Origin of the sequence: Tamilnaduibacter salinus, assembly GCF_003096655.1 — a bacterium.
Taxonomy (GTDB): Bacteria; Pseudomonadota; Gammaproteobacteria; order Pseudomonadales; family Oleiphilaceae; genus Tamilnaduibacter; species Tamilnaduibacter salinus.
Window position 1 is genome coordinate 454,464 of the sequence record NZ_QEKQ01000001.1, and the last position, 20,194, is coordinate 474,657.

At 61.3% G+C, this 20,194-nt stretch carries 16 protein-coding genes and 3 tRNA genes; 11 read left to right on the forward strand and 8 right to left on the reverse strand.

Annotated features, from left to right (window positions below; all coding sequences use genetic code 11):
• The first annotated feature begins 11 nt into the window (after positions 1 to 11).
• From groL to gspD, 4 genes are all read left to right on the forward strand, one after another.
• Entirely contained in the window at positions 12 to 1,670 is a 1,659-nt protein-coding gene (groL, locus tag C8D92_RS02095; protein WP_095611259.1) for a chaperonin GroEL, read from the forward strand.
• A 221-nt stretch (positions 1,671 to 1,891) separates the two neighbouring features.
• Positions 1,892 to 2,683: a hypothetical protein gene (locus tag C8D92_RS02100; protein ID WP_095611258.1), complete on the forward strand. Its 792-nt coding sequence runs from the start codon at positions 1,892 to 1,894 to the stop codon at positions 2,681 to 2,683.
• A gap of 7 nt (positions 2,684 to 2,690) precedes the next feature.
• On the forward strand, positions 2,691 to 3,533 hold the full coding sequence (locus tag C8D92_RS02105; RefSeq protein WP_095611257.1) for a type II secretion system protein N: 843 nt from the start codon (positions 2,691 to 2,693) through the stop codon (positions 3,531 to 3,533).
• A gap of 63 nt (positions 3,534 to 3,596) precedes the next feature.
• Complete coding sequence (gene gspD / locus C8D92_RS02110) at positions 3,597 to 5,555, forward strand: type II secretion system secretin GspD (protein ID WP_116918292.1); 1,959 nt, start codon at positions 3,597 to 3,599, stop codon at positions 5,553 to 5,555.
• A gap of 179 nt (positions 5,556 to 5,734) precedes the next feature.
• On the opposite strand, the gene C8D92_RS02115 is transcribed toward gspD, so the two are convergent.
• The 6 genes from C8D92_RS02115 to purE form a co-directional block, all read right to left on the reverse strand.
• Positions 5,735 to 7,693, reverse strand: coding sequence for a M48 family metallopeptidase (locus C8D92_RS02115; protein WP_116918293.1), 1,959 nt, complete (start codon positions 7,691 to 7,693; stop codon positions 5,735 to 5,737).
• Between the two features lie 14 nt (positions 7,694 to 7,707).
• Positions 7,708 to 8,295, reverse strand: coding sequence for a LemA family protein (locus C8D92_RS02120; RefSeq protein WP_095611254.1), 588 nt, complete (start codon positions 8,293 to 8,295; stop codon positions 7,708 to 7,710).
• A 17-nt stretch (positions 8,296 to 8,312) separates the two neighbouring features.
• The gene (locus C8D92_RS02125; protein WP_116918294.1) at positions 8,313 to 10,394 is read right to left on the reverse strand and encodes a putative bifunctional diguanylate cyclase/phosphodiesterase; all 2,082 of its coding nucleotides are present in this window, start codon (positions 10,392 to 10,394) and stop codon (positions 8,313 to 8,315) included.
• A 238-nt stretch (positions 10,395 to 10,632) separates the two neighbouring features.
• The gene (locus tag C8D92_RS02130) at positions 10,633 to 11,217 is read right to left on the reverse strand and encodes a superoxide dismutase (protein WP_095611252.1); all 585 of its coding nucleotides are present in this window, start codon (positions 11,215 to 11,217) and stop codon (positions 10,633 to 10,635) included.
• A gap of 147 nt (positions 11,218 to 11,364) precedes the next feature.
• A complete protein-coding gene (locus C8D92_RS02135) occupies positions 11,365 to 12,483 on the reverse strand; it encodes a 5-(carboxyamino)imidazole ribonucleotide synthase (RefSeq protein WP_095611251.1) in 1,119 nt (372 codons plus the stop codon).
• An 18-nt stretch (positions 12,484 to 12,501) separates the two neighbouring features.
• The gene (gene purE / locus C8D92_RS02140; protein WP_095611250.1) at positions 12,502 to 12,999 is read right to left on the reverse strand and encodes a 5-(carboxyamino)imidazole ribonucleotide mutase; all 498 of its coding nucleotides are present in this window, start codon (positions 12,997 to 12,999) and stop codon (positions 12,502 to 12,504) included.
• Between the two features lie 152 nt (positions 13,000 to 13,151).
• Between purE and C8D92_RS02145 the strand changes: the two genes are divergently transcribed.
• From C8D92_RS02145 to C8D92_RS02165, 6 genes are all read left to right on the forward strand, one after another.
• Positions 13,152 to 14,030 carry a hypothetical protein gene (locus C8D92_RS02145; RefSeq protein WP_116918295.1) on the forward strand — a complete coding sequence of 293 codons (879 nt, stop codon included), beginning with the start codon at positions 13,152 to 13,154 and terminating at the stop codon, positions 14,028 to 14,030.
• Positions 14,031 to 14,131: 101 nt separating this feature from the next.
• Positions 14,132 to 14,974 (forward strand): DUF2846 domain-containing protein, encoded by an 843-nt coding sequence (locus C8D92_RS02150; RefSeq protein WP_116918296.1) that lies wholly within the window; start codon positions 14,132 to 14,134, stop codon positions 14,972 to 14,974.
• A gap of 203 nt (positions 14,975 to 15,177) precedes the next feature.
• Positions 15,178 to 15,351 carry a hypothetical protein gene (locus tag C8D92_RS15630; RefSeq protein WP_158222358.1) on the forward strand — a complete coding sequence of 58 codons (174 nt, stop codon included), beginning with the start codon at positions 15,178 to 15,180 and terminating at the stop codon, positions 15,349 to 15,351.
• Between the two features lie 224 nt (positions 15,352 to 15,575).
• Positions 15,576 to 15,651 (forward strand) — tRNA-Val (locus tag C8D92_RS02155).
• An 11-nt stretch (positions 15,652 to 15,662) separates the two neighbouring features.
• Positions 15,663 to 15,739: transfer RNA gene (locus C8D92_RS02160), tRNA-Asp, on the forward strand.
• Positions 15,740 to 15,745: 6 nt separating this feature from the next.
• Positions 15,746 to 15,821, forward strand: a tRNA-Val gene (locus tag C8D92_RS02165).
• 144 nt (positions 15,822 to 15,965) lie between these two features.
• On the opposite strand, the gene C8D92_RS02170 is transcribed toward C8D92_RS02165, so the two are convergent.
• Complete coding sequence (locus C8D92_RS02170; RefSeq protein WP_095611247.1) at positions 15,966 to 17,375, reverse strand: 3-oxoacyl-ACP reductase; 1,410 nt, start codon at positions 17,373 to 17,375, stop codon at positions 15,966 to 15,968.
• Positions 17,376 to 17,619: 244 nt separating this feature from the next.
• Between C8D92_RS02170 and C8D92_RS02175 the strand changes: the two genes are divergently transcribed.
• A complete protein-coding gene (locus C8D92_RS02175) occupies positions 17,620 to 18,939 on the forward strand; it encodes an acetyl-CoA C-acetyltransferase (protein ID WP_095611246.1) in 1,320 nt (439 codons plus the stop codon).
• 53 nt (positions 18,940 to 18,992) lie between these two features.
• Here the strand turns inward: C8D92_RS02175 and C8D92_RS02180 are convergent, their stop codons facing one another.
• Complete coding sequence (locus C8D92_RS02180) at positions 18,993 to 19,997, reverse strand: hypothetical protein (RefSeq protein ID WP_095611245.1); 1,005 nt, start codon at positions 19,995 to 19,997, stop codon at positions 18,993 to 18,995.
• Positions 19,998 to 20,194: the final 197 nt, after the last annotated feature.

Below are 20,194 nucleotides of genomic sequence, written 5' to 3' on the forward strand. Positions count from 1 at the left end.
GAACGAAGACTATGGCAGCGAAAGACGTACTCTTTGGCGATTCCGCACGTAACCGTATGTCCCGTGGTGTGAACACCCTGGCGGACGCGGTCAAGGTCACCCTGGGTCCGAAGGGCCGTAACGTGGTGCTGGAAAAATCCTTTGGCGCACCGACCGTCACCAAGGACGGCGTATCCGTCGCCAAGGAAATCGAGCTCAAGGACAAGTTCGAGAACATGGGCGCGCAGATGGTCAAGGAAGTCGCGTCTCAGGCCAACGACACGGCGGGTGACGGCACCACGACTGCGACCGTGCTGGCCCAGTCCATCATCAACGAAGGCCTGAAGACCGTGGCGGCGGGCATGAACCCGATGGAGCTCAAGCGGGGCATCGACAAGGCCGCTCAGGCTGCGGTTGCCTCCATCCGTGAGATGGCGCGTCCGTGTGACGACAACCGTTCCATCGCACAGGTCGGCACCATTTCTGCCAACGGCGATGAGACCGTTGGCAAGATGATCGCCGACGCCATGGAAAAAGTGGGTAAGGAAGGTGTCATCACCGTCGAGGAAGGCCGTGGCCTGGAAGACGAACTGGACGTCGTGGAAGGCATGCAGTTCGACCGTGGTTACCTGTCCCCTTACTTCATCAATAACAATGAGAGCATGACCACCGAGCTGGACGACCCGTTCATTCTGCTGGTGGACAAGAAGATCTCGAACATCCGCGAACTGCTGCCGCTGCTGGAAAGCGTTGCGAAGGCCGGCAAGCCGCTGATGCTGATCGCCGAAGACATCGAGGGCGAAGCCCTGGCGACGCTGGTGGTCAACAACATGCGCGGTATTGTGAAAGTGGCCGCCGTGAAGGCGCCTGGCTTTGGGGATCGCCGCAAGGAAATGCTGCAGGACATCGCGATCCTGACCGGCGGCACCGTGATCTCCGAAGAAGTCGGTCTGACTCTCGAGAACACCACAATTGATGATCTGGGCACCGCCAAGCGGGTCAACATCACCAAGGAAGACACCACGATCATCAACGGTAACGGTGCCCAGGCGGACATCGAAGCGCGTGTTGAGCAGATCCGTAAGCAGATCGAAGACAGCAGCTCCGACTACGACAAAGAGAAGCTGCAGGAGCGCGTTGCCAAGCTGGCAGGCGGTGTGGCCGTCGTCCGGGTCGGCGCCGGTTCTGAAGTGGAAATGAAAGAGAAGAAGGCCCGTGTCGAAGACGCGCTGCACTCCACCCGTGCGGCAGTCGAAGAAGGCATTGTGGCCGGTGGCGGTGTGACGCTGCTGCGGGCTCTGAAAGGCCTGGAGTCGCTGGAAGCGGCGAATGAAGAGCAGAAGGCTGGTATCAGCATTCTGCGCCGCGCTCTGGAAGCGCCGCTGCGTCAGATCGTTCAGAACGCCGGTGGCGAGCCGTCCGTGGTTGTCGCGAATGTACGCGAAGGCAAGGACAGCTATGGCTACAACGCGTCCACCGAGCAGTACGGTGACATGATCGAGATGGGCATCCTGGACCCGGCCAAGGTCACGCGCTCCTCGCTGCAGGCCGCCGCGTCCGTGGCCAGCCTCATGATCACCACCGAAGCGATGGTGGCCGACGAGCCGGAAGAAGAAGGCGCCGGTGCCGGCGGTGGTATGCCGGACATGGGCGGCATGGGTGGAATGGGAGGCATGGGCGGCATGATGTAACGCCCGCTGTCCCTAACCGGAGCCATCGGCTCTGGTGAGCACCTGAAAAACCCGCGCTCCGGCGCGGGTTTTTTGTGGGCGGACTCGCGGATTGGCCAATCCGGCCCGCATGCGCCTCATGGTTTTCATGCAGTTGCAAGATTCGTTTGGTAGACTTCTCTGGATAACAATCAAGGACCGTCACCGTCCAGACACTCACCCGATGGAACAGACACCCCACCATGGCTGACGAGCCAGTCAAACCCTTCCTGCGCCCCGGCAAGTTGATTCTCCTGATCCTACTGGGTCTGCTGGTATACGCCGGTGCCGTCGTGGCGACCGTGCCCGCCGGGTGGGTCTGGTACTGGGCGGAAAAGCAGTTGGCGTTGCCCGAGGTTGTCCGGGTGGAAGGCGTCACCGGTCAGCTCTGGGATGGTGGTGCCCAGCTTCGCCTGATGAACCGGTCGGTACAGGTGTTCTGGCATCTGGAATCGCTGGGTACGGGGCCGGGGTGGGCGACGTTGGGCTGGCGGCTCAAGAGTCGTTCCTCGCAACTCCAGGGGGATTTCACGGTCCTCGGGGAGAACAGCGCGCAACTACAGATGACCGGGAACGTGCATGTGCCCGAGTTTCATGGGCAGATCCGCCGAAGCGGTGGTGCGATGATTAACGGCGATGTCACGATCCAGAACCTGAGGCTAAAAATGGCGCAGAACCGTGTGGTCGCCGCGAATGGTCTGGCGACATGGCCCGGAGGGCCGGTCCGCTGGCCGGTCGGCCAGCGGATGCAGAGTGCCGAGATTCCTGCGATGGAAATGCGGCTGTCCGATCAGGGTGGGACGCCTATGCTGACGCTCAACGAAGCCGGTAAGCAGGCCTCCGTTGCCGATGCCATGATTCTGTCCAACGGCAACGCGCGCATCCGGGTCTACCGGCGCATGGTGGATCTGGTCGACCAGCCCTGGTCCGGCAATCAGGGGCCGGGAGCCGTGATTTTTCAGGTCACCCAGCCATTACTGATGGGGGCCGGGTGAGCCGACTATGACGAGTCTCGTGACACGGATCAATCAGGGCCCCTTGCCACGCTGGGCCGCCAACCTTCTGTTGCTGGTTCTGGTCATTCAGTTTGCGCTCTGGCTCGCCCGGCTGACGTGGATCATGGCCTGGACACCATCGCCTCTGCCGGGGTTTGAAGCCGCAGGGGGCGAGTCGCTGGTTCAGGGGAGCGGAACGTCGCTGGCGGCCTTCCATCTGTTCGGTCGGCCGCCTGCGGGGCAACCCGTATCGGAGACGGTCAGCCAGCGGGCGCCGGAGACCAACCTCCAGCTTCGCCTGGAGGGGGTTCTGATGGCAGGAAACCGGGAGCAGTCCGGCGCCATCGTCTCCGGTGGCGGCAAACCAGCGAGTTGGTACCGGATCGGGGATACCCTGCCGGGCAATGCCGAACTGGTCGAAGTGGAACCGCGGCGAATCCTGATTCGCCGCAACGGTGAAGTGGAGGCCCTGACATTCGAGGAGCCGGAATCAAGCGGCATGGTGACTGAGGCGGAAACGCCCGACGTGGACCTGTCCTCCCCTGATGCGTTCGTGGCGGATGCGCGACAGCAATTGCAGCAGGAGGGCGCGGCGGCACTTGCCCGATTCGGCTTGCGCCCGGTATCGTCAGGAGCCGCGAGTGGTTACGTCTTTGACGGCTCCAACCCCATGCTGTCATCGCTCAACCTGCAGGAAGGCGATGTTGTGACGGCCATCAATGGTCACCGACTGGGCGATCCGGCGCAGGACGCTGAGTTGCTGGAGCAGTGGAAGAATGCGGGGCAGATCACGGTACAGGTACAGCGTGATGGCTCCCAGTTCACGGTGAACTACGCACTGCCGAACTAGAATGGATAACAATGTGAACCTGCGGTCCCCGAACGGGCCGCCCAAACGGGAAACAGAGACGGAATGAAGACTTTCAGCGCCGCACGGATTCGGGTGTTCCTCCTGCTGCTGTTGCTACCGGTGATGGCAGTGGCGCAGGAACAGACCTGGAAACTGAACCTCAAGGACGCGGACATCCGGGCATTTGTGACCCAGGTGGCGGACATTACCGGATACAGTTTCGTGGTGGACCCCCGTGTGAAGGGGAAGGTCACGGTTCTTTCGTCGGCACCCATGAACAAGGAAGAGATCTACGATCTGTTCCTGTCGGTGCTGCAAGTGCATGGTTTTACCGCCATTTCGGGCGAGGAAGTCATCAAGATCGTTCAGCAGGTGGACGCCAAACAATCCGCCGAGTCTCTGGATCGCTTCCAGAAGATCCCCTCCGAACAGCTCATTACCCGTGTCATTCCGGTTGAAAATGGCAATGCGCTGGAACTGGTGCCCATCCTTCGGCCGCTGGTGGCGAAGTATGGGCATCTCGCTGGCGTGGCCGCGGCCAATGCGCTGATCGTCAGCGACCACTCCTCGAACATTCGTCGGATCGAGGAAATTGTCCGCCGTCTGGACAAACCCGCCAATCTGGAAGTGGAAGTCATCCAGCTTGATGAGGCCTGGGTGGGGGACATGGTCAAGCTCCTGAAGGAGCTGGCGCCGGCCCAGCTCGGGCAGCAGGGCGGTGGCTCCGGCCAGTCCGGCAAGCAGTTCAGTGTGACGGCGGACGAGCGTAGTAACCGGCTGATCATCCGGGGCGATGATGCCTTCCGCACGAAAATCCGCGGCTTGATTGAGCAACTGGATCAGCCCTCCGCCAGCGGCGGAACGACGAAGGTCATTCGCCTGAACCACGCCAAAGCGAAAGATCTGGCAGAGCTGGTGAAAGGGGTCATGGGGCAGGTGGTCAAGGAGAATCAGCAGAGCCAGGGCGGCGGTTCGGCCGGCGGCTCCCAACAGAATCAGGGCTTTGCCGTGTTTGCGGACGAGGGCACAAACTCACTCGTTGTTCGCGGCGAACCATCCGTGATGCAGGAAGTCGATGCCATTGTCTCCTCATTGGACGTGCGTCGCGCTCAGGTCATGATTGAGGCGGCCATTGTGGAAGTCAGTGATGAAGTGGGACGGGATCTGGGCGTCCAACTGGCTGCCGGCGACCAGTCGGGTGAGTCGGTGCCCATCTTTGGAACCAATTTCAGTAACGTCGGACGAAGCATCGCCGACGTCATTGGCGCCATCGCCACCGACGAGCTGATCTCACCGGCGAGTGGGGGGATCTCGATCGGCGCCGGTCGGGAGGACAGCAATGGCGTGACCTGGGGGGTTCTGTTGCAGGCGCTCTCGACGTCCACTTCGGCGAATCTGCTGTCCACACCAAGCATCATCACACTCGATAATCAGGAATCGGAAATCGTGGTGGGCCAGAACGTGCCGTTCGTCACCGGCCAGACCACCAATACCAGCGCGGGGCTGAACAACCCGTTCCAGACCATCGAGCGCAAGGACGTTGGTCTGACGCTCAAGGTCACGCCGTCGATCAACAAAGACGAGCTGGTGCGGCTGAAAGTGGAGCAGACCACCGAGTCCATTGCCGACAGCATCGACTCAGCCTCAGACATTGTGACCAACAAGCGTGAGATCAAGACGACGGTACTGGCCGATGACGGTGAGACCATCGCCCTCGGTGGGTTGATTCGCGAAGACTACACCTTACAGGAGAGCAAGGTGCCGCTGCTTGGCGACATTCCGCTTCTGGGTGAGCTGTTCTCTTCTGAGTCCCGACGCAAGATCAAGCGTAATCTGCTGGTGTTCCTCCGGCCGACGATCTTGCTGGAAAAAGGCGACTCCGTCGCCGCAACACAGCGCAAGTACGACAGCCTCTGGGACGTGAACCTGACCGGTGAGCGCGAAGAGGGCGAGTCGACCGAACAGCCGGACATCAACACCCTGTTCGAGAGCAATGAGTTGCGTCGGGGATCCGAAGACTAGGTTGGCCACGGAAACCACGGAAAGCGCCCTTCGGGCGCGAAAGCACAGAGTGTTGGAAAGCCGGAGCCGGACTCATGCAGAGGGGGCGTCAAAGGATTGATCGCGGTGGACTGAATGGTCAGCCCGTTGTTTTTCTGTGTTCTTCCGTGGTTTCCGTGGCGAACCCATTTCCACTCCGTCTACCCCTCATCAATCCGCACGGGCAGCGGCGGCATCGGGCAGTCCAGCTGATCCGCCACCAGCCGGATGAGTTCATATTCGCGCTGTTCCACCCGGTCATCCCGGAGAACGCAGTGCTGGCAGGCGTCCAGTACCGGGGGCTTGAGCAGGGGCGACAATCCCCGGAGGGCCTTGAGTGCTGCCATGAGCTGTTTCAGTGTCACCCGCTCCTGAAGGGGAGGCAGGTCCTTCCCCGTTCCAAATCCGGCCATTGCCTCGGTGTAACAGGCCCGCGCTTCGTCCATCGTGGGGGTGGCGGCCCGGGCGATCAGGCTTAGTAAGACCGCCAGACGGTCCTGTACGGCCGCATACCGGCGAAAACGCACGGGAGCCTCCCGCTGTCCGGCCTCCGTCAAATGGCGCTGTATGAAGCTGACAAGTGCCAGCTCGAATAACGACACCCGGCCATCGTCCCGAATCAGGGTGTGCAGCTGTTGCGTCAGAGCGGCCCGCTCCTCCGGGTCCAGGCGTCGAAGCGCGGGCATGGCCATTTCCAGCAGCGGAAAGCGAATGGCCGGGCCGAGCGCGTCCAGAACCGAGAGAAACGCGTGGACCTGATCCGGATCTGGCTTCAGCGAAGGCGCATCGGGGGTGAGGTCGTCGAGCGCTGGTCGGGGGGTGTCAGGTGGTTTCTCGCCCTGGACTGCCAGGGCATGACAGAGCTGGACCGCGCCCGTGCGCGTACGCGCCAGGGTTCGGACATTGTCGGGCAGACGCCGGAGCAGGTCCTTGGCATAGCGCCCGTTGGCGGGGGAAACGGCCCCGGCGCTGTCGGACAGGCGCGTTTGGCTGATGAACGCGGCGGACCCACCCTGAACAGGCGCCGTGACAGCCGCAAAGAAGCCCCCGCCGGCTTCGGGGGAGTCGATTTCGGCCGCCGTTTCGGGTTTGAGCTGGTCCCGCTCCCGGTTGCGAAGGCGCGCCGGAAGGGCGGGGTCAATGGCGCGAATCCGTTCCTCCAATGGCGGGTGAGAGGCGAGCCAGCCGGCCAGACGCATCCGGACGGTTTCGGTAAAGCACATGTGGTTCACGTCGCTGCCGTGGTGGCTGGCCTGGAAATAGCCGGAGTGCTGGCCGATGCGGTGCAGGGCACGCCCCAGCGCTTCGGGGTTTCGGGTGAACTGCACCGATGAGGCGTCTGCGAGCGATTCCCGTTGTCTCGAGATGGCCGACTGGATCAGGCGACCGAAGAATAGCCCGATGTAGCCAATGGCCATCAGGGCAAGGCCGGCAGCCAGGTGGATGCCACGATTGCTATGTCGTGAGCGGCTGTAGGAGGATCGGTACGTGCTGCCCGTCAGGAGAAACTGACCGATCTGTCCAATCATGAGAATCCCCGCCAGCAGCGCGATGAGCCGGACGTTGATGCCCATGTCCCCGTTCAGGATATGGCTGAACTCGTGCCCCACGACCCCCTGAAGCTCGTCCCGCGAAAGATGGGTGAGCGCCCCGTGGGTAACAACCATCACTGCCTCTGATGGGACTTGGCCGGCAACGAAGGCGTTGATGCCGGGTTCATTGTCCATGATGTACAGGTCCGGTACCGGCACGCCACTGGCGATCGACATTTCCTCAACGATGTTTCGCAGGCGCTGTTCGTCGCTATCCTGGCCGGATGGATCCAGCAGCCGGGCACCGACCATTCGGGCGACCCGGTCACCTCCTCCCGATAGATCGACCCACCGGACCATCGAGCCGGTTGCAATCACACCGACCACGGCACCAGACGTCAGCAGCCCCTGTTCGCTGAGCAGCCAGGCACCGAAATGGGGGATCGGGGTGAGCTGGCGTGTGAGCAAATAACCGACCAGGTCGACTGCCAGAGTGATCAGCAAAACAGCGGACAGGAACAACAGCACGAGAACGGCCGTGTTCCGACGGGCCAGCGTCTGGCGTTCGAAAAAACTCTGTCGTGCCATGGGCGGTCAGGCTCTCAGAAGCTGACGTTGGGCGCCTGACGGGCTTCCGGGTTTTCCAGCTGAAGCTGTTCCGAGGCGCGAAAGGCGAACAGGCCGGCGAGGATGTTGTGCGGAAACTTTTCACGGTAGGTGTTGTAGTGCATGACCTCGTCATTGAACGCCTGGCGGGCGAAGGCGACCCGGTTTTCTGTGCTCGAAAGGTCTTCCATGAGTTGCTGGATCGTCTCGTTGGCTTTCAGGTCCGGGTAATCCTCGGCAACGGCGTACAGGCCACCAAGCGCTTTTGTCAGCATGTTTTCGGCAGAGGACAGCTTTTTAATGCGTTGGCCATCGGTCGGGTCACTGGCGGCGTCCTGCTGCGCCGCCACAGCACCGTTTCGCGCCTGCATGACCTCTTCCAGAGTGTTGCGCTCATGACTCAGGTACGCCTTGGCCGCTTCCACTAGATTGGGAATCAGGTCATGCCGGCGTTGAAGCTGGACATCGATCTGGGCAAAGCCGTTACGGAACCGGTTTCTCAGCGCCACCAGACGGTTGTAGACCATAATGGGATAGCCGACGATGACGGCGATTACGATCAGTCCGATTAGCGTGTTGCCCATGGTTGGTTCCGTCCTTCTCAGGTGTCGTTGGTCGGGTTGACGCTGGCAGAGGCTACGGCTTTATGGTGGAAGCTGGCGTAGAAGCGTACGAAGTCATCGGCCGGCAGTGGCTTGGCAAAGTAGTACCCCTGTGCCATCTGACATCCCCGGCTATGAAGATAAAACTCCTGTTCCTCGGTTTCCACCCCTTCGGCGATGACGTCCAGGTTGAGGCTGCGCCCCAGATCAATGATGGTATTGGCAATGCGCGTGTCGTCGTCGTTGATAAGCAGGTCCTGGACGAACTGCTTGTCGATCTTCAGGTGCTGGACGGGCAGTCGCTTGAGGTAGGTCAGTGACGAGTAGCCGGTGCCGAAGTCGTCCACTGCCACGTTGACGCCTTCGCGCTTGAGTTGATTCAGCTTCTCGACGGCGCTGTCGAGATTTTCCATGAAGCTGGTCTCCGTGACCTCCAGCTCGAGTCGTCCCGGTGGAATGTCATAGGCCTTCAGGACGTTGAGGATGGTCTCCACGATGTCTCCCTGGCGAAGCTGAACGGCTGACAGGTTGATCGCAATGTGCAGAGGCATCTCCGCCGCCGCCCATTCGGCCGCCTGTCGGCATGCTTCCTCCAGTACCCAGCGCCCGATTTCCACGATGGAGCCATTGAGTTCCGCCAGCGGAATAAACCGATCCGGTGGGACCATGCCAAGGGTCGGATGGGTCCATCGCAGCAGTGCCTCGGCGCCGACGATCCGGCGTGAGCCAAGATTGATCTGCGGCTGGTAGACCAGGTGGAGCTGATTGTCCGGCAGTGCCCGCATCAGGTCCTTCTCCAGTCGCTTCCGCTCACGGATTTCTTCGTCCACCTGGGCCACGTAGAACTGGTAGTGATTGCGACCCGCCGTCTTGGCGAGTGTCATCGTCTGTTCGGCCCGCTGCAGGAGCTGTTCAGTATGCTCGGCATCGTCCGGGTAGAGTGCGATGCCAACTGTTGCGGACACGCCCACTTCCATGTCACCGAGGCGCACCGGACGGGAGATCTGGTAGAGCAGCCAGTCGCAGGTGGACGCACACTGGTAGCCGTCGCGCAGGTTCTGTTCCACAACGACAAACTGGTCGCTGCCCAGCCGGGCCGCCAGTACTGGTCCATGGGCGCTGTCCTGGGAGATCCGCTCCGCGAGCACCTGGAGTAGTCCATCGCCGATGTGGTAGCCATACTGCTCGTTGATGGATTTGAAATCATCAATGCCGCAGCAGTAGATGGCCACGTGCTGCCCCGCGCGGCGGTGTTCGTGAATGGCATTGCGTAGCATGCCCATCAGCATTTCGCGGTTGGGTAGCCCGGTCAGTTTGTCGTAGCGGGACAGCCGGTTGATGCGCTCTTTCGCTTCGGCATGCCGCTCCTGACTTTCGGTGATGGAAGTCAGCAGGTTGTTTGTGGCGTTGACCCAGACGCCCAGTTCGTCATCCCGATGGCCCTGAGGCTTGTCCAGAAGGTGGTCGCCGGGCGCTTCGGGGTCCACATCGGAGACTGAACGGATGATGCGCAGCAGCGGCCGGGTGAGGAGCAGGTGGAAAACCAGAAACAGCACCAGCGCGAGCACCAGAGCCCGGGCAAGCCCGGTCAGCAACGTCAGTGTGGCTCGTTCGAGCCAGTCCCTGGCGGCGTAGGCGGTATCGTAGTGAATGTTCAGGTATCCGTATATCGTGCGGTCACCACCGGCGCGCTGGAGGGGGATGCGGTACTCGCGTTGGGCCTCGAAGATCGGGTCCGTGATGGACCGGTAGGACGAGGGGCGCAGTTCGCCGCTTTTTTCGGCGAGAACGGTGCCGTCGGGATGTTCGATGCTGGCGCCGTGCATGGCGCGTTGCTCGAATAACCCCTCAATGACCTGGCGGCCCAAGTCATCGTCAATGCTGTAGATCGCCTGTGTGGCCGCGTCCCGGACCAGGGCCAGCGTCTGCTTTGCCTGCTGGTCGAGCCCGTCAGACACGCGCCGGGCATCCACCACGATCTGGCCCGCACTCAGCGCGATACCGCTGAGCAACGCGATGGCCAGAACCCAGCGCAGTATTCGATAGCCGAGTCGGCGTTTGGGGTTGAAACGTTGATTCATTATCCCGCTTTACTATCGCACGCCCGTTTTTTCGACCCGGGGCCTATTCTAGACATTTTTTTGTCAGGTCTGCCCTTCTTGATAGACCCTAGCGGTGCCGACGTCCAGTGGTCGAGTGTCCCGCCTGGGGAGTCATTTGTCCAAAAAAAACGCCCGTCGCGGATGACGGGCGTTCCATTCCGGCCCATCAGGGACCGGCTGGCGACGAGGGCGTTTCGGTGAACGACCCGGTTGCCGCTTACTCTGAGAAGTTCTGGTTCACGAAATCCCAGTTCACCAGCTTCCAGAATGCCGCGAAATAATCCGGCCGTGAGTTCCGGTAATCGATGTAATAGGCGTGCTCCCACACATCGACCGTCATTAGCGGTTTGTCGTCAGTGGTCAGCGGTGTCTGGGCATCGTCCGTGTTCACGATGTCGACGCTGCCGTCGGTCTTCTTGACAAGCCAGGTCCAGCCAGAACCGAAGTTGCCGGCCGCCAGGCCGTTGAACTTCTCCTTGAAGTCCTCGAATGAGCCAAAGGCCTTGTTGATCGCTTCCGCGATCGGGCCCGTCGGCTCGCCGCCGCCGTTCGGGCTCATGCAGTTCCAGTAGAATGTGTGGTTCCAAACCTGGGCGGCGTTGTTGAACAGCGGGCCTTTGTCAGCGCTGCGGATGATTTCGACGAGGGACTTGTTCTCGTTCTCGGTCCCTTCAACCATGCCATTCAGCTTGGTGACGTAGGTGTTGTGGTGCTTGCCGTAATGGTATTCCAGCGTTTCCTTGGAGATGTGCGGTTCCAGGGCGTCTTTTGCGTAGGGCAGTTCCGGAAGTTCAAATGCCATGGATTGAGTCTCCCTCATCATTACTTTGATTGTGACGAAGCGGGTCAGGGGCCGACAGCCACGCCGACCCTCGCTCCGAGGCTTATGAGCTTAACACCTTGATCTGGTTGATACCACAAGCCCTGCTAACAAAGGGGCTCAGCCGCCTCAGCGGCGCCGGGTCAGCGAGCAGTGGAAATCCGGTGAGCCAGGAAGGAAACTGGCCGTGTTGCGCACGCGCCACACCAGCTCTTCGTAACTGTCCGCCTCCACGTTGATGTGCCCGAGCTTACGGCCGGGGCGGGCCTGCTTGTCGTACAAGTGGAGGTGGGTGTAAGGCAATCTGAGGAGGTCCGTGGCATCGCCGTGCTGACCAATAATATTGACCATGCAGTGCACACCGCGGGCGCTGGTGTCCCCCAGTGGCAGCCCCGAGACCGCGCGGATGTGGTTCTCGAACTGGCTTGTGGTGGCGCCGTTCATGGACCAGTGCCCCGAATTGTGAACGCGGGGTGCCATCTCGTTGGCCACGAGCCCTTGCTCGGTCTCGAACATTTCCAGCGCCAGCACGCCCACGTAGCCCAGCTCATTCATCAGTAGCCGGATGTAGCGTTCGGCGTCCTCGTGAACCGTCTTCGAGAGTTGCGGGGCCGGGGCAATGGAGTAGCGGAGAATGCCTTCGCTGTGGACATTCTCGGCCATCGGGTAAAACGCCAGCTCGCCGTCCTCACCGCGCGCCGCAATGATTGACAGCTCACGTCGGAAGGGCACGAACGATTCCACGATCAGCCGTGGATGGCCAATGCCGTCCCAGGCCTCCTCGGCCTCGTCCGGGTCGTGGAGAACGGCCTGCCCCTTGCCGTCGTACCCCTCGGTGGTGGACTTCACCACCACCGGACAGCCGAGCGCTTCGGCCGCCTCGTGGAGCTGTGTGGGGGTTTCCGCGATGCGCCACTGAGGAGTGGGAATACCCAGTTCCCCGAACAGCGACTTTTCGTATTCCCGGTTCTGGCACACCGCCAGTGCCCTGGGAAGGGGATGCACCGGTTTGTGCTGTGCCATGGTCTCGGCAACAGACACTGGGAGGTGTTCGAACTCGTAGGTGACCCGGTCAACGCGCGACAGGAAATCATCCAGATACTCGTTCCCGGGATCGATCATGACTTCGCCCAGCCCGGCGCTCGGATTCCCGGACATGTCATAGAAGACAAACTGATGGGCGAGGGGGTATCCGTCCAGTGCCAGCATCCGGCCCAGCTGGCCGGCTCCGAGTACTCCAATTCGCATCTGGGGTGCTCCCGTGCGTTAGTCCTGGTGGTCTTGGGGGTCCGGGTTGTTGAGCACATCCTGGGTCTGCTGCGCCCGAAAACGGGCCACGGCGTCGGCCACGCTGCGGTCTGTCAGTGCCAGAATCTGACTGGCCAGCAGGCCCGCGTTCTTGGCGCCGGCCTTGCCGATCGCGAGGGTGCCAACGGCCACGCCGCCGGGCATCTGGGCAATCGACAGCAGCGAGTCCAGGCCATTGAGTGTGCGGGACTGGACGGGCACGCCGAGCACCGGTAGGGCGGTCTGGGAGGCGACCATGCCTGGCAGGTGGGCAGCGCCCCCGGCCCCGGCAATGATCACTTTCAGGCCCCGGTCGGCCGCCTGCCTGGCATAATCAAACAGAAGATCGGGCGTGCGATGGGCGGAGACAACGCGGGTCTCGTAGGCGACACCGAGGGCGTCCAGCATGGTCGCCGCGTGCTCCATTGTCGGCCAGTCCGACTTTGAACCCATGATGAGGCCAACTTGTGGTTCCATAATCCGGATCCCGGTCGTTAAAAAGAAAGCCGACCATTTTATGGCTGGCGTCGTGTCGCTGCAACCGTCTTGGTCTTGAGGGTCGCCTTTTGGCGCGCCGGCGTCGACACGATATGATCGTCATCCAACCAGTACAGAGCAGTCAGGGGCTTATGGAACCAATTCGACCGGAGCACGATGAACTCAGGGCAGAGCGACGGCCTGAAGAGCCGGCACCGAAAAAGCGCCGCAAAGTGAAGCAGTCATCGCCGAAAGGCGGTGGCGGTGGCCGTGACGGCGTCTCTACCGGCGTGCTCAGTGTTCTGCTGATCATCGTCACCACAGCGGCCGGCGTTGGCTGGTATCACCTCACGGGACGTCTTCAGGCGCTGGAGTCGGAGGTGACGGAAGCCGACCAGTGGGTCCGGCAGAGTAAGCTGGCCCTGGCCCGTTTTGAAGGGCAACTGAGTGAGACCGGGGAAAACCTGCAACAGAAGGGCTCGTCCCTGAGCGATCGGATCGCCCGTCTTGAGGAGCGGGCCGATACGGCGGACAGCGAGATCCGCAAGCTCTGGGGGGTGGCCTACGACCGGAACCGGGAGGCGATCAAGGCGCTTGAGGCGAACCTGGGTGAGGCGGAGGAAGGGCTGTCGTCGGTCCGTGATGCGCTCGCGGGGCTCAGGGAAGACGGGCAAGCCCGGTCAGGCCGTTTGGATGCCCAGTCGGACCAGTTGGCGGCCATTGAGCAGGATGCCGGTAAGCTGTCGAACGCCGTCAGCGATCTGGAGGCGCGGCTTCCGGAGTTGGAGAAAACGGTGACCGATCGGATCGATGGGCTGCGTCAGGAAGCCCGGCTTGCGCGGCAGGAGCTGTCGGCGCGAGTGGACCGGGTGGCTTCCAACGCCAGTGACAGCGGTGAACTGGCTTCTGTCCGGCAGCGCCTTGGCGAGGTTGAGGAAGCCATTGACGCCATCGACGCCGCCCGGGCTCAGCTTAACTCCCGCCTGATCCGGATCCAGAATGAGCTGGATAGCCTCAAAAGCGGTGCCTGAATGTTACGGATTGTGTCCAACACTTGAGCCAGCTCTCAGAATGGTCGGCCATGCGGTTGGTAGCATCGGGACAGATCATTCCATCCAGAGGGCGAATCACCATGGCAGGGTTCTTTGTCCGCCTGACAGGCGGGCTGCTGTCGTTGATGCTGGCGACTGGCTGCACGGTATACCAATCCATTGGCAAAAGTACCGGGTCGTTCCTGCACCCGGTTTCCGGCCACGATTTTGTGCACATTCAGGACAGCGACTGGAACAGTCAGGACAATGCACTGATCTATTTCTACCGGACGCATTCGCGATGGGCATCGGAGGAAATCGAAGCCCCCAGCGTTTATGTGGACGACCACCACTATTTCAATCTCCGCAACAACAGTTTTACCTGGCTGGAGGTGGCGCCGGGCGAGCGTCACATCGAAATCCGCCGCCCGTTGCTGGGGCTGGAGGGGCTGAACGACTTTTCGCTCAGCAAGATTGCAGACGCCATGCTCCCCGTGGAAGCCGGCGAAATCTACTATCTGCGTTACAAGGAACTTGAGCCACCGGAAGACAACCCGGACTTCCTGCCCGAGGACCACCCTTTGTCCTCTGGCACCCTTCAGCTTGTGACCCGTGATTACGCGATGACGGCGAACGAAATCGTCTCCACCCAGTTTCTCAATAGCGACCTGCTCGCTCCGAATCACGCGGCGACTTCCATCGTTGAAGCGACGGAGGCGGCGTCGTTCGAGCGTCGCATGACCGAACTTGAGAAAAAGCGGCGAGAGCAGATCGCCGATATGAAGAAAAGCGGACGCTATCAGGCGGCGCCCTGGTACTGGCCGTTTGGTGGCGGGCCGACGGAAACCCCGCCGGCTGAAAAGCAGATGGAGGTGCTCCAGGAAGAGCGTCAGGCCCGTTTGGCGAAGCGTGAGGAGGAAGAAGACGGCTGGTGGATTTTCTGAGGCACTGAGGCGTGCCTGCTGCTGCGTGAAGCTTGTCACATAATGGACATCTCTTCGTCTATAATCGATGGACGTGGGTTGTTGTTGGAACCGTCCGGGCCAGTGGTGCGTCCGAAGGAGCAAACCGCCCAGTTGGGTGACGGATTCAACAGGGTTGACCCACCGGAGCCGTGGGCCGCCAGACAGCAACGGGAGAGACCGCCATGTCATGGAAACAGACCATCCACGTCTATTGGACCCGAGCCGCGGAGCGGCTGGACCGGATCAATCGTGCGTTGGCCAATCAGTCGGTGCCCAACGAACGGCGCGACCGGGTTGGCGCGCTGGCTCTTCGCCATAAGGCGACTGCGGCTGGCCAGAAGCTACGATCCATGTAACGCCCTGCGACCTCCTGAGCCGGCCATCACTCTGGTTCTGACCGCTCTCTCTGCGACGAATCGATTGTGTCCCGCCGGTCGTGTTGGCAGGCTTGCTGACGAACCTCTCAAAAAACCGCCCAATGGGTTTGACAAGGCCGCGCAAATGCTTAAAATGCGCGTCTCATCTGGACAGCAGCCGCTGGTCAGATGGTGATCGGAACCGGCTCCGCCGGGTCCCATGTGGGTGGTTAGCTCAGCTGGGAGAGCATCGGCCTTACAAGCCGAGGGTCAGTGGTTCGATCCCACTACCACCCACCATTTAAAGCGCTGGAGCGGTAGTTCAGCTGGTTAGAATGCCGGCCTGTCACGCCGGAGGTCGCGGGTTCGAGTCCCGTCCGCTCCGCCATCTTATGGGTGGTTAGCTCAGCTGGGAGAGCATCGGCCTTACAAGCCGAGGGTCGGAGGTTCGAACCCTCCACCACCCACCAGATTCAGAAAAACCCGCTGAAGGTTGCCTTCAGCGGGTTTTTTTTTGTCGCAACGGCATCGGACAGGCCCGCGCCCGACGGTTGACGCCGGTCCCGCGGGGAGGGCGGTTGCCCCGCCATAGCAGGGCAACCCGGTTGAGGCGGTTACTTGCCAATCAGCGACTGACCGCAGACGCGCACAACGTTGCCGGTCACGCCGGAAGACTGCGGGTTGCAGTACCAGGCGATCGTTTCCGCCACGTCGACCGGCAGGCCACCCTGTGAGAGGCTGTTCATGCGCCGGCCCGCTTCGCGGATCGTCAGCGGCATGGCCGCGGTCATCTGGGTCTCAATGAAGCCGGGTGCCACTGCGTTGATGGTGATGCCGTTTTTCAGTGACCGACTCATGTGCTCGACGTAGCCGATGACGCCACTCTTGGAGGCGGCGTAGTTGGTCTGCCCGAAGTTGCCCGCAATGCCGGCAATGGACGAGACGCAGACGATCCGCCCGTTGTCTTTGATGAGCTTGCGCTCGAGCAGCTCTTCATCGATCCGCTCCTCGGCGGTGAGATTCACGGCGATCGCCATGTCCCAGAAATGCTCCGGCATGTTGCCCAGTGTCTTGTCCCGGGTCACACCCGCGTTGTGGACGATGAAATCCAGCCCGTTGCCCAGATCCTCGATGTACTCGGCAATCAGTTTCGGAGCGTTCTCCTCCGTGATATCACAGGCTAGTGGCTTGCCGCCAATGCGCTTGGCAACGGTTTCCAGATCGGTCATCGCCGGTGGAATATCCAGCACAATCACAGTGGCGCCATCTCGGGCGAAGGTTTCGGCGATGGCGGCGCCAATGCCCCGGGACGCGCCGGTGACCAGAGCCGTCTTGCCGGCCAGCGGTGTCGCCGGGTTGGTTTTGTCTGCATCCGCGTCGGACTTGCCAATCCGGACGACCTGTCCGGAGACATAGGCCGAGCGGGGCGACAGGAAGAAGCGCACAGAGGACTCGATCCGTTCCTCGGCGTTTGGAGCAATCCAGATCAGATTTGCTGTGGCGCCTTTTTTGCCCACTTCCTTGCCGATGCTGCGGGTGAAGCCTTCCAGCGCCTGCTGTGACGCCGCATTGGCGGCCTTGCGGCAGGTCTTCGGGTCCTGGCCGATGATCAGCACCCGGCTGTTGGGGCCCAGTTTGCGGATGACCGGGTGGAAGAAGTCATACAGCGCCCGTAGTTCCGCCGTGTCCCGGATGCCGCTGGCGTCGAACACCAGGGCCGAGAACGTGTGTTCGATGTCCGAGCTGAGATCGAGGCCACGGCTCTTGGCACCGACCTTGGCAGAGTCGGCCAGCGTGTCCGGGCCCGCTGCGTGGAAGACGTTGGCCGGGCTGGTGCGCAGGATGTTGGTAACGGTCTCGATGGCACGTGGGTTTGCGGCGGCGCCGACCAGAACCTGGCCTTCGATGAACGGCTGGTCACTGCGCTCCCAGCGCTTGAGGTTGACCGGCGTCGGCAGGCCTAGTGACTGGGCGACGGACTTGCCCGCCGGTGTGTTGACGATCTTGAGGTATTGGTCGGCCATACGAAGGTTTCCTTGTTCAAGTGAGCTGTCAGCGAAAACGTGGGGATCGTATTCGGGATCCCTCCAAAGGCGTAAAGATGTGCCCATCTTAGGCAAACGATGTGGTTTTGGATTGACTCAACACCCTTGGCGGTTTGTCATGATTGCCAATGAGCCAGAATGGTAGAGCGCTAGACTCCACGGCAACTTCCGAAAAAACGAATTCGGACCCCCTCAGACACTCCAGGAGAGACAGGATAACGCGATGGCTGCGACAAACAATTCCACACGGAAAAAGACACGGAGCACGGCTGCCAAAACCCGACGGGTGGCGATCATCGGTGGTAACCGGGTGCCGTTTGCCCGCTCCAATACCGCGTACAGCAAGCTCAGTAACCAGGAACTGCTGACCGCCGCATTGCGGGGTCTGGTCGATCGCTACAATCTGCAGGGGCAGCGCCTGGGCGAAGTTGCCGCCGGCGCCGTCATCAAGCATTCACGGGACTTCAACCTGACGCGCGAATCCGTGCTCAGTTCCGGTCTGGCGCCGGAAACGCCGGCCTATGACATTCAACAGGCCTGCGGGACCGGTCTGGAAGCGACCATCCTCGTGGCGAACAAAATCGCCCTGGGGCAGATTGACGCGGGGATTGCCGGCGGTACCGACACGACGTCTGATGCGCCAATTGGCGTCGGCGAGGGGCTGCGGGAGATTCTGCTGGACCTGAACCGCGCCAAGACCAACAAGGAGCGTCTGAAGATTGTTGGGCGGTTCCGCCCGAGCCATCTGGTTCCTGAAATTCCGGAAAACGGCGAGCCGCGCACGGGCATGTCCATGGGCGAGCACTGCCAGATCACCGCTCACGAGTGGAATATCCCGCGAGAGGAACAGGACCAGCTGGCCTACGACAGTCACCAGAAACTGGCGAAGGCCTATGACGAGGGCTTCTTCGACGATCTGATGACGCCGCTGTCGGGCCTGGAAAAGGACAACGTTCTGCGTCCGGACACTAAGATGGAAAAACTCGCCTCGCTCAAGCCCGCCTTTGATCGTGAGAACGGCACCATGACCGCCGCCAACAGCACGGCGCTGACAGACGGCGCCTCCTGTGTGCTGCTGACCAGCGAGGAGTACGCGAAAGAACACGACCTGGACGTGCAGGCTTACCTGAGTTTCACCGAGGTGGCCGCCGTTGATTTCGTGGACAAGAAGGAAGGGCTGCTGATGGCGCCGGCTTACGCGGTGCCGCGTCTGCTGGACCGGGCGGGTCTGAGCCTGCAGGATTTCGACATCTACGAAATCCACGAGGCGTTCGCCGCCCAGGTGCTCTCCACGCTCAAGGCCTGGGAAGATGCCGACTACTGCCGGAAGCGCCTGGGGCTGGACAAGCCGCTCGGCGCCATCGACCGCAGCAAGCTCAATCCGAAGGGCAGCAGCCTGGCCACCGGCCACCCATTCGCCGCGACGGGTGCGCGGATCGTTGCCACCATGGCCAAGCAACTGGCCGAGAAGGGGAGCGGCCGTGGTCTTGTGTCCATCTGTGCCGCGGGTGGTCAGGGTGTGACCGCGATCATCGAGCGCTGATCGCTAGTTCACACCAGAACGGGAGCCCGGTCACGGGTTCCCGTTTTTTTGTGTTATAGGGCGTCCCGCCAGCGTTTGACCGCGACCTGGTGCTTGACGGCTTCGAGGATTTCGTTGATCACGTCAATCAGTTGTTGCTGCGCCTCGGGGGCGGGTCTCTGGCCTGAGGTGTCCTGGAGGAAGGTGGCGACAATGTCCTCTATGAAGTCGTGATTTCGCGAGGATGCCAGGTCGTCCAGAATCTGGTGAATGACGTGAGCGACAATATCACCCACCGCATCATCCAGGGTCTGACTGATCTGGTTCCCCAGCACCGGGACGAGGCGCAGCCGGCGGAGTTCGACGTTCTGGGCAAGGGCTTCGTCGACGCAGCCTTCCAGATAGTGCCGCAGCGCCCCCCGATTTGGCAGGTAGCCGGTCTGGGCGGCCTGTGCGACCCGATCCGACAGCCAGTTGGTCACCAGATCACGGCGGGGCAGAAGAATCTCGTTCTGGACCTTGTGGAACAGCGGTGAGCCCTCGTTAATCTCCTCCTGCGCCCCGGAGAGGACCTTGATGACAATGCGGTCCGTCAACTCTTCAAGAAACGCCTCGTAGTAGAACTGCAGGAACTGGAAGAGCCGGGTCGAGGTGATGTCGATGATGTTGTACTTCTGCAGCCGGTAGATGATGGAGATCACCCGCAGCACCCGGAGGAAACGGTAGCCGCCGGCCGGGATGCAGCCGAGCAGGTCATACCAGTGGAGAAAGGGGTAGAAGTACCAGCGTGCGTACGCCTTTGTTGCCACCGCGTATATCCAGCGAACGGTGAACTCGGTCAGGAATATGCCGACGAAAATCAGATCGTAGAAGAAGAAATTTCGGTGAATCGGCCGATAGGCCTCCGCCATGGTCGTGACATGGGTCAGGAGCAGGTCACGGATGGCATCGATCGCATACAGCCCATCCAGGATGATCCAGGTCAGGTTGATGATCAGCAGGCCCAGCATCAGGAAATCCACCACGAACCAGATCAGTTGATGACTCTTGCGGAGGTTTTCCCGATTAATGGTGAACATGTGGCCTCGTTGGCTGGAGCGAGTGGGTAGGTTGGGCCGACGCAGGAAGCCCAACAACCGTTGGTGATTGGCTTCGATCCGAATTGTTGGGCTTCCTGCGTCTACAGTCTCGCGTTAATCCGGCAAGGCTGGCTGACAGCCCGATTTCCCGCGCAGTCTAGCCGATCACCGGCCTGAAAACGAAGGCCGGTCATCAA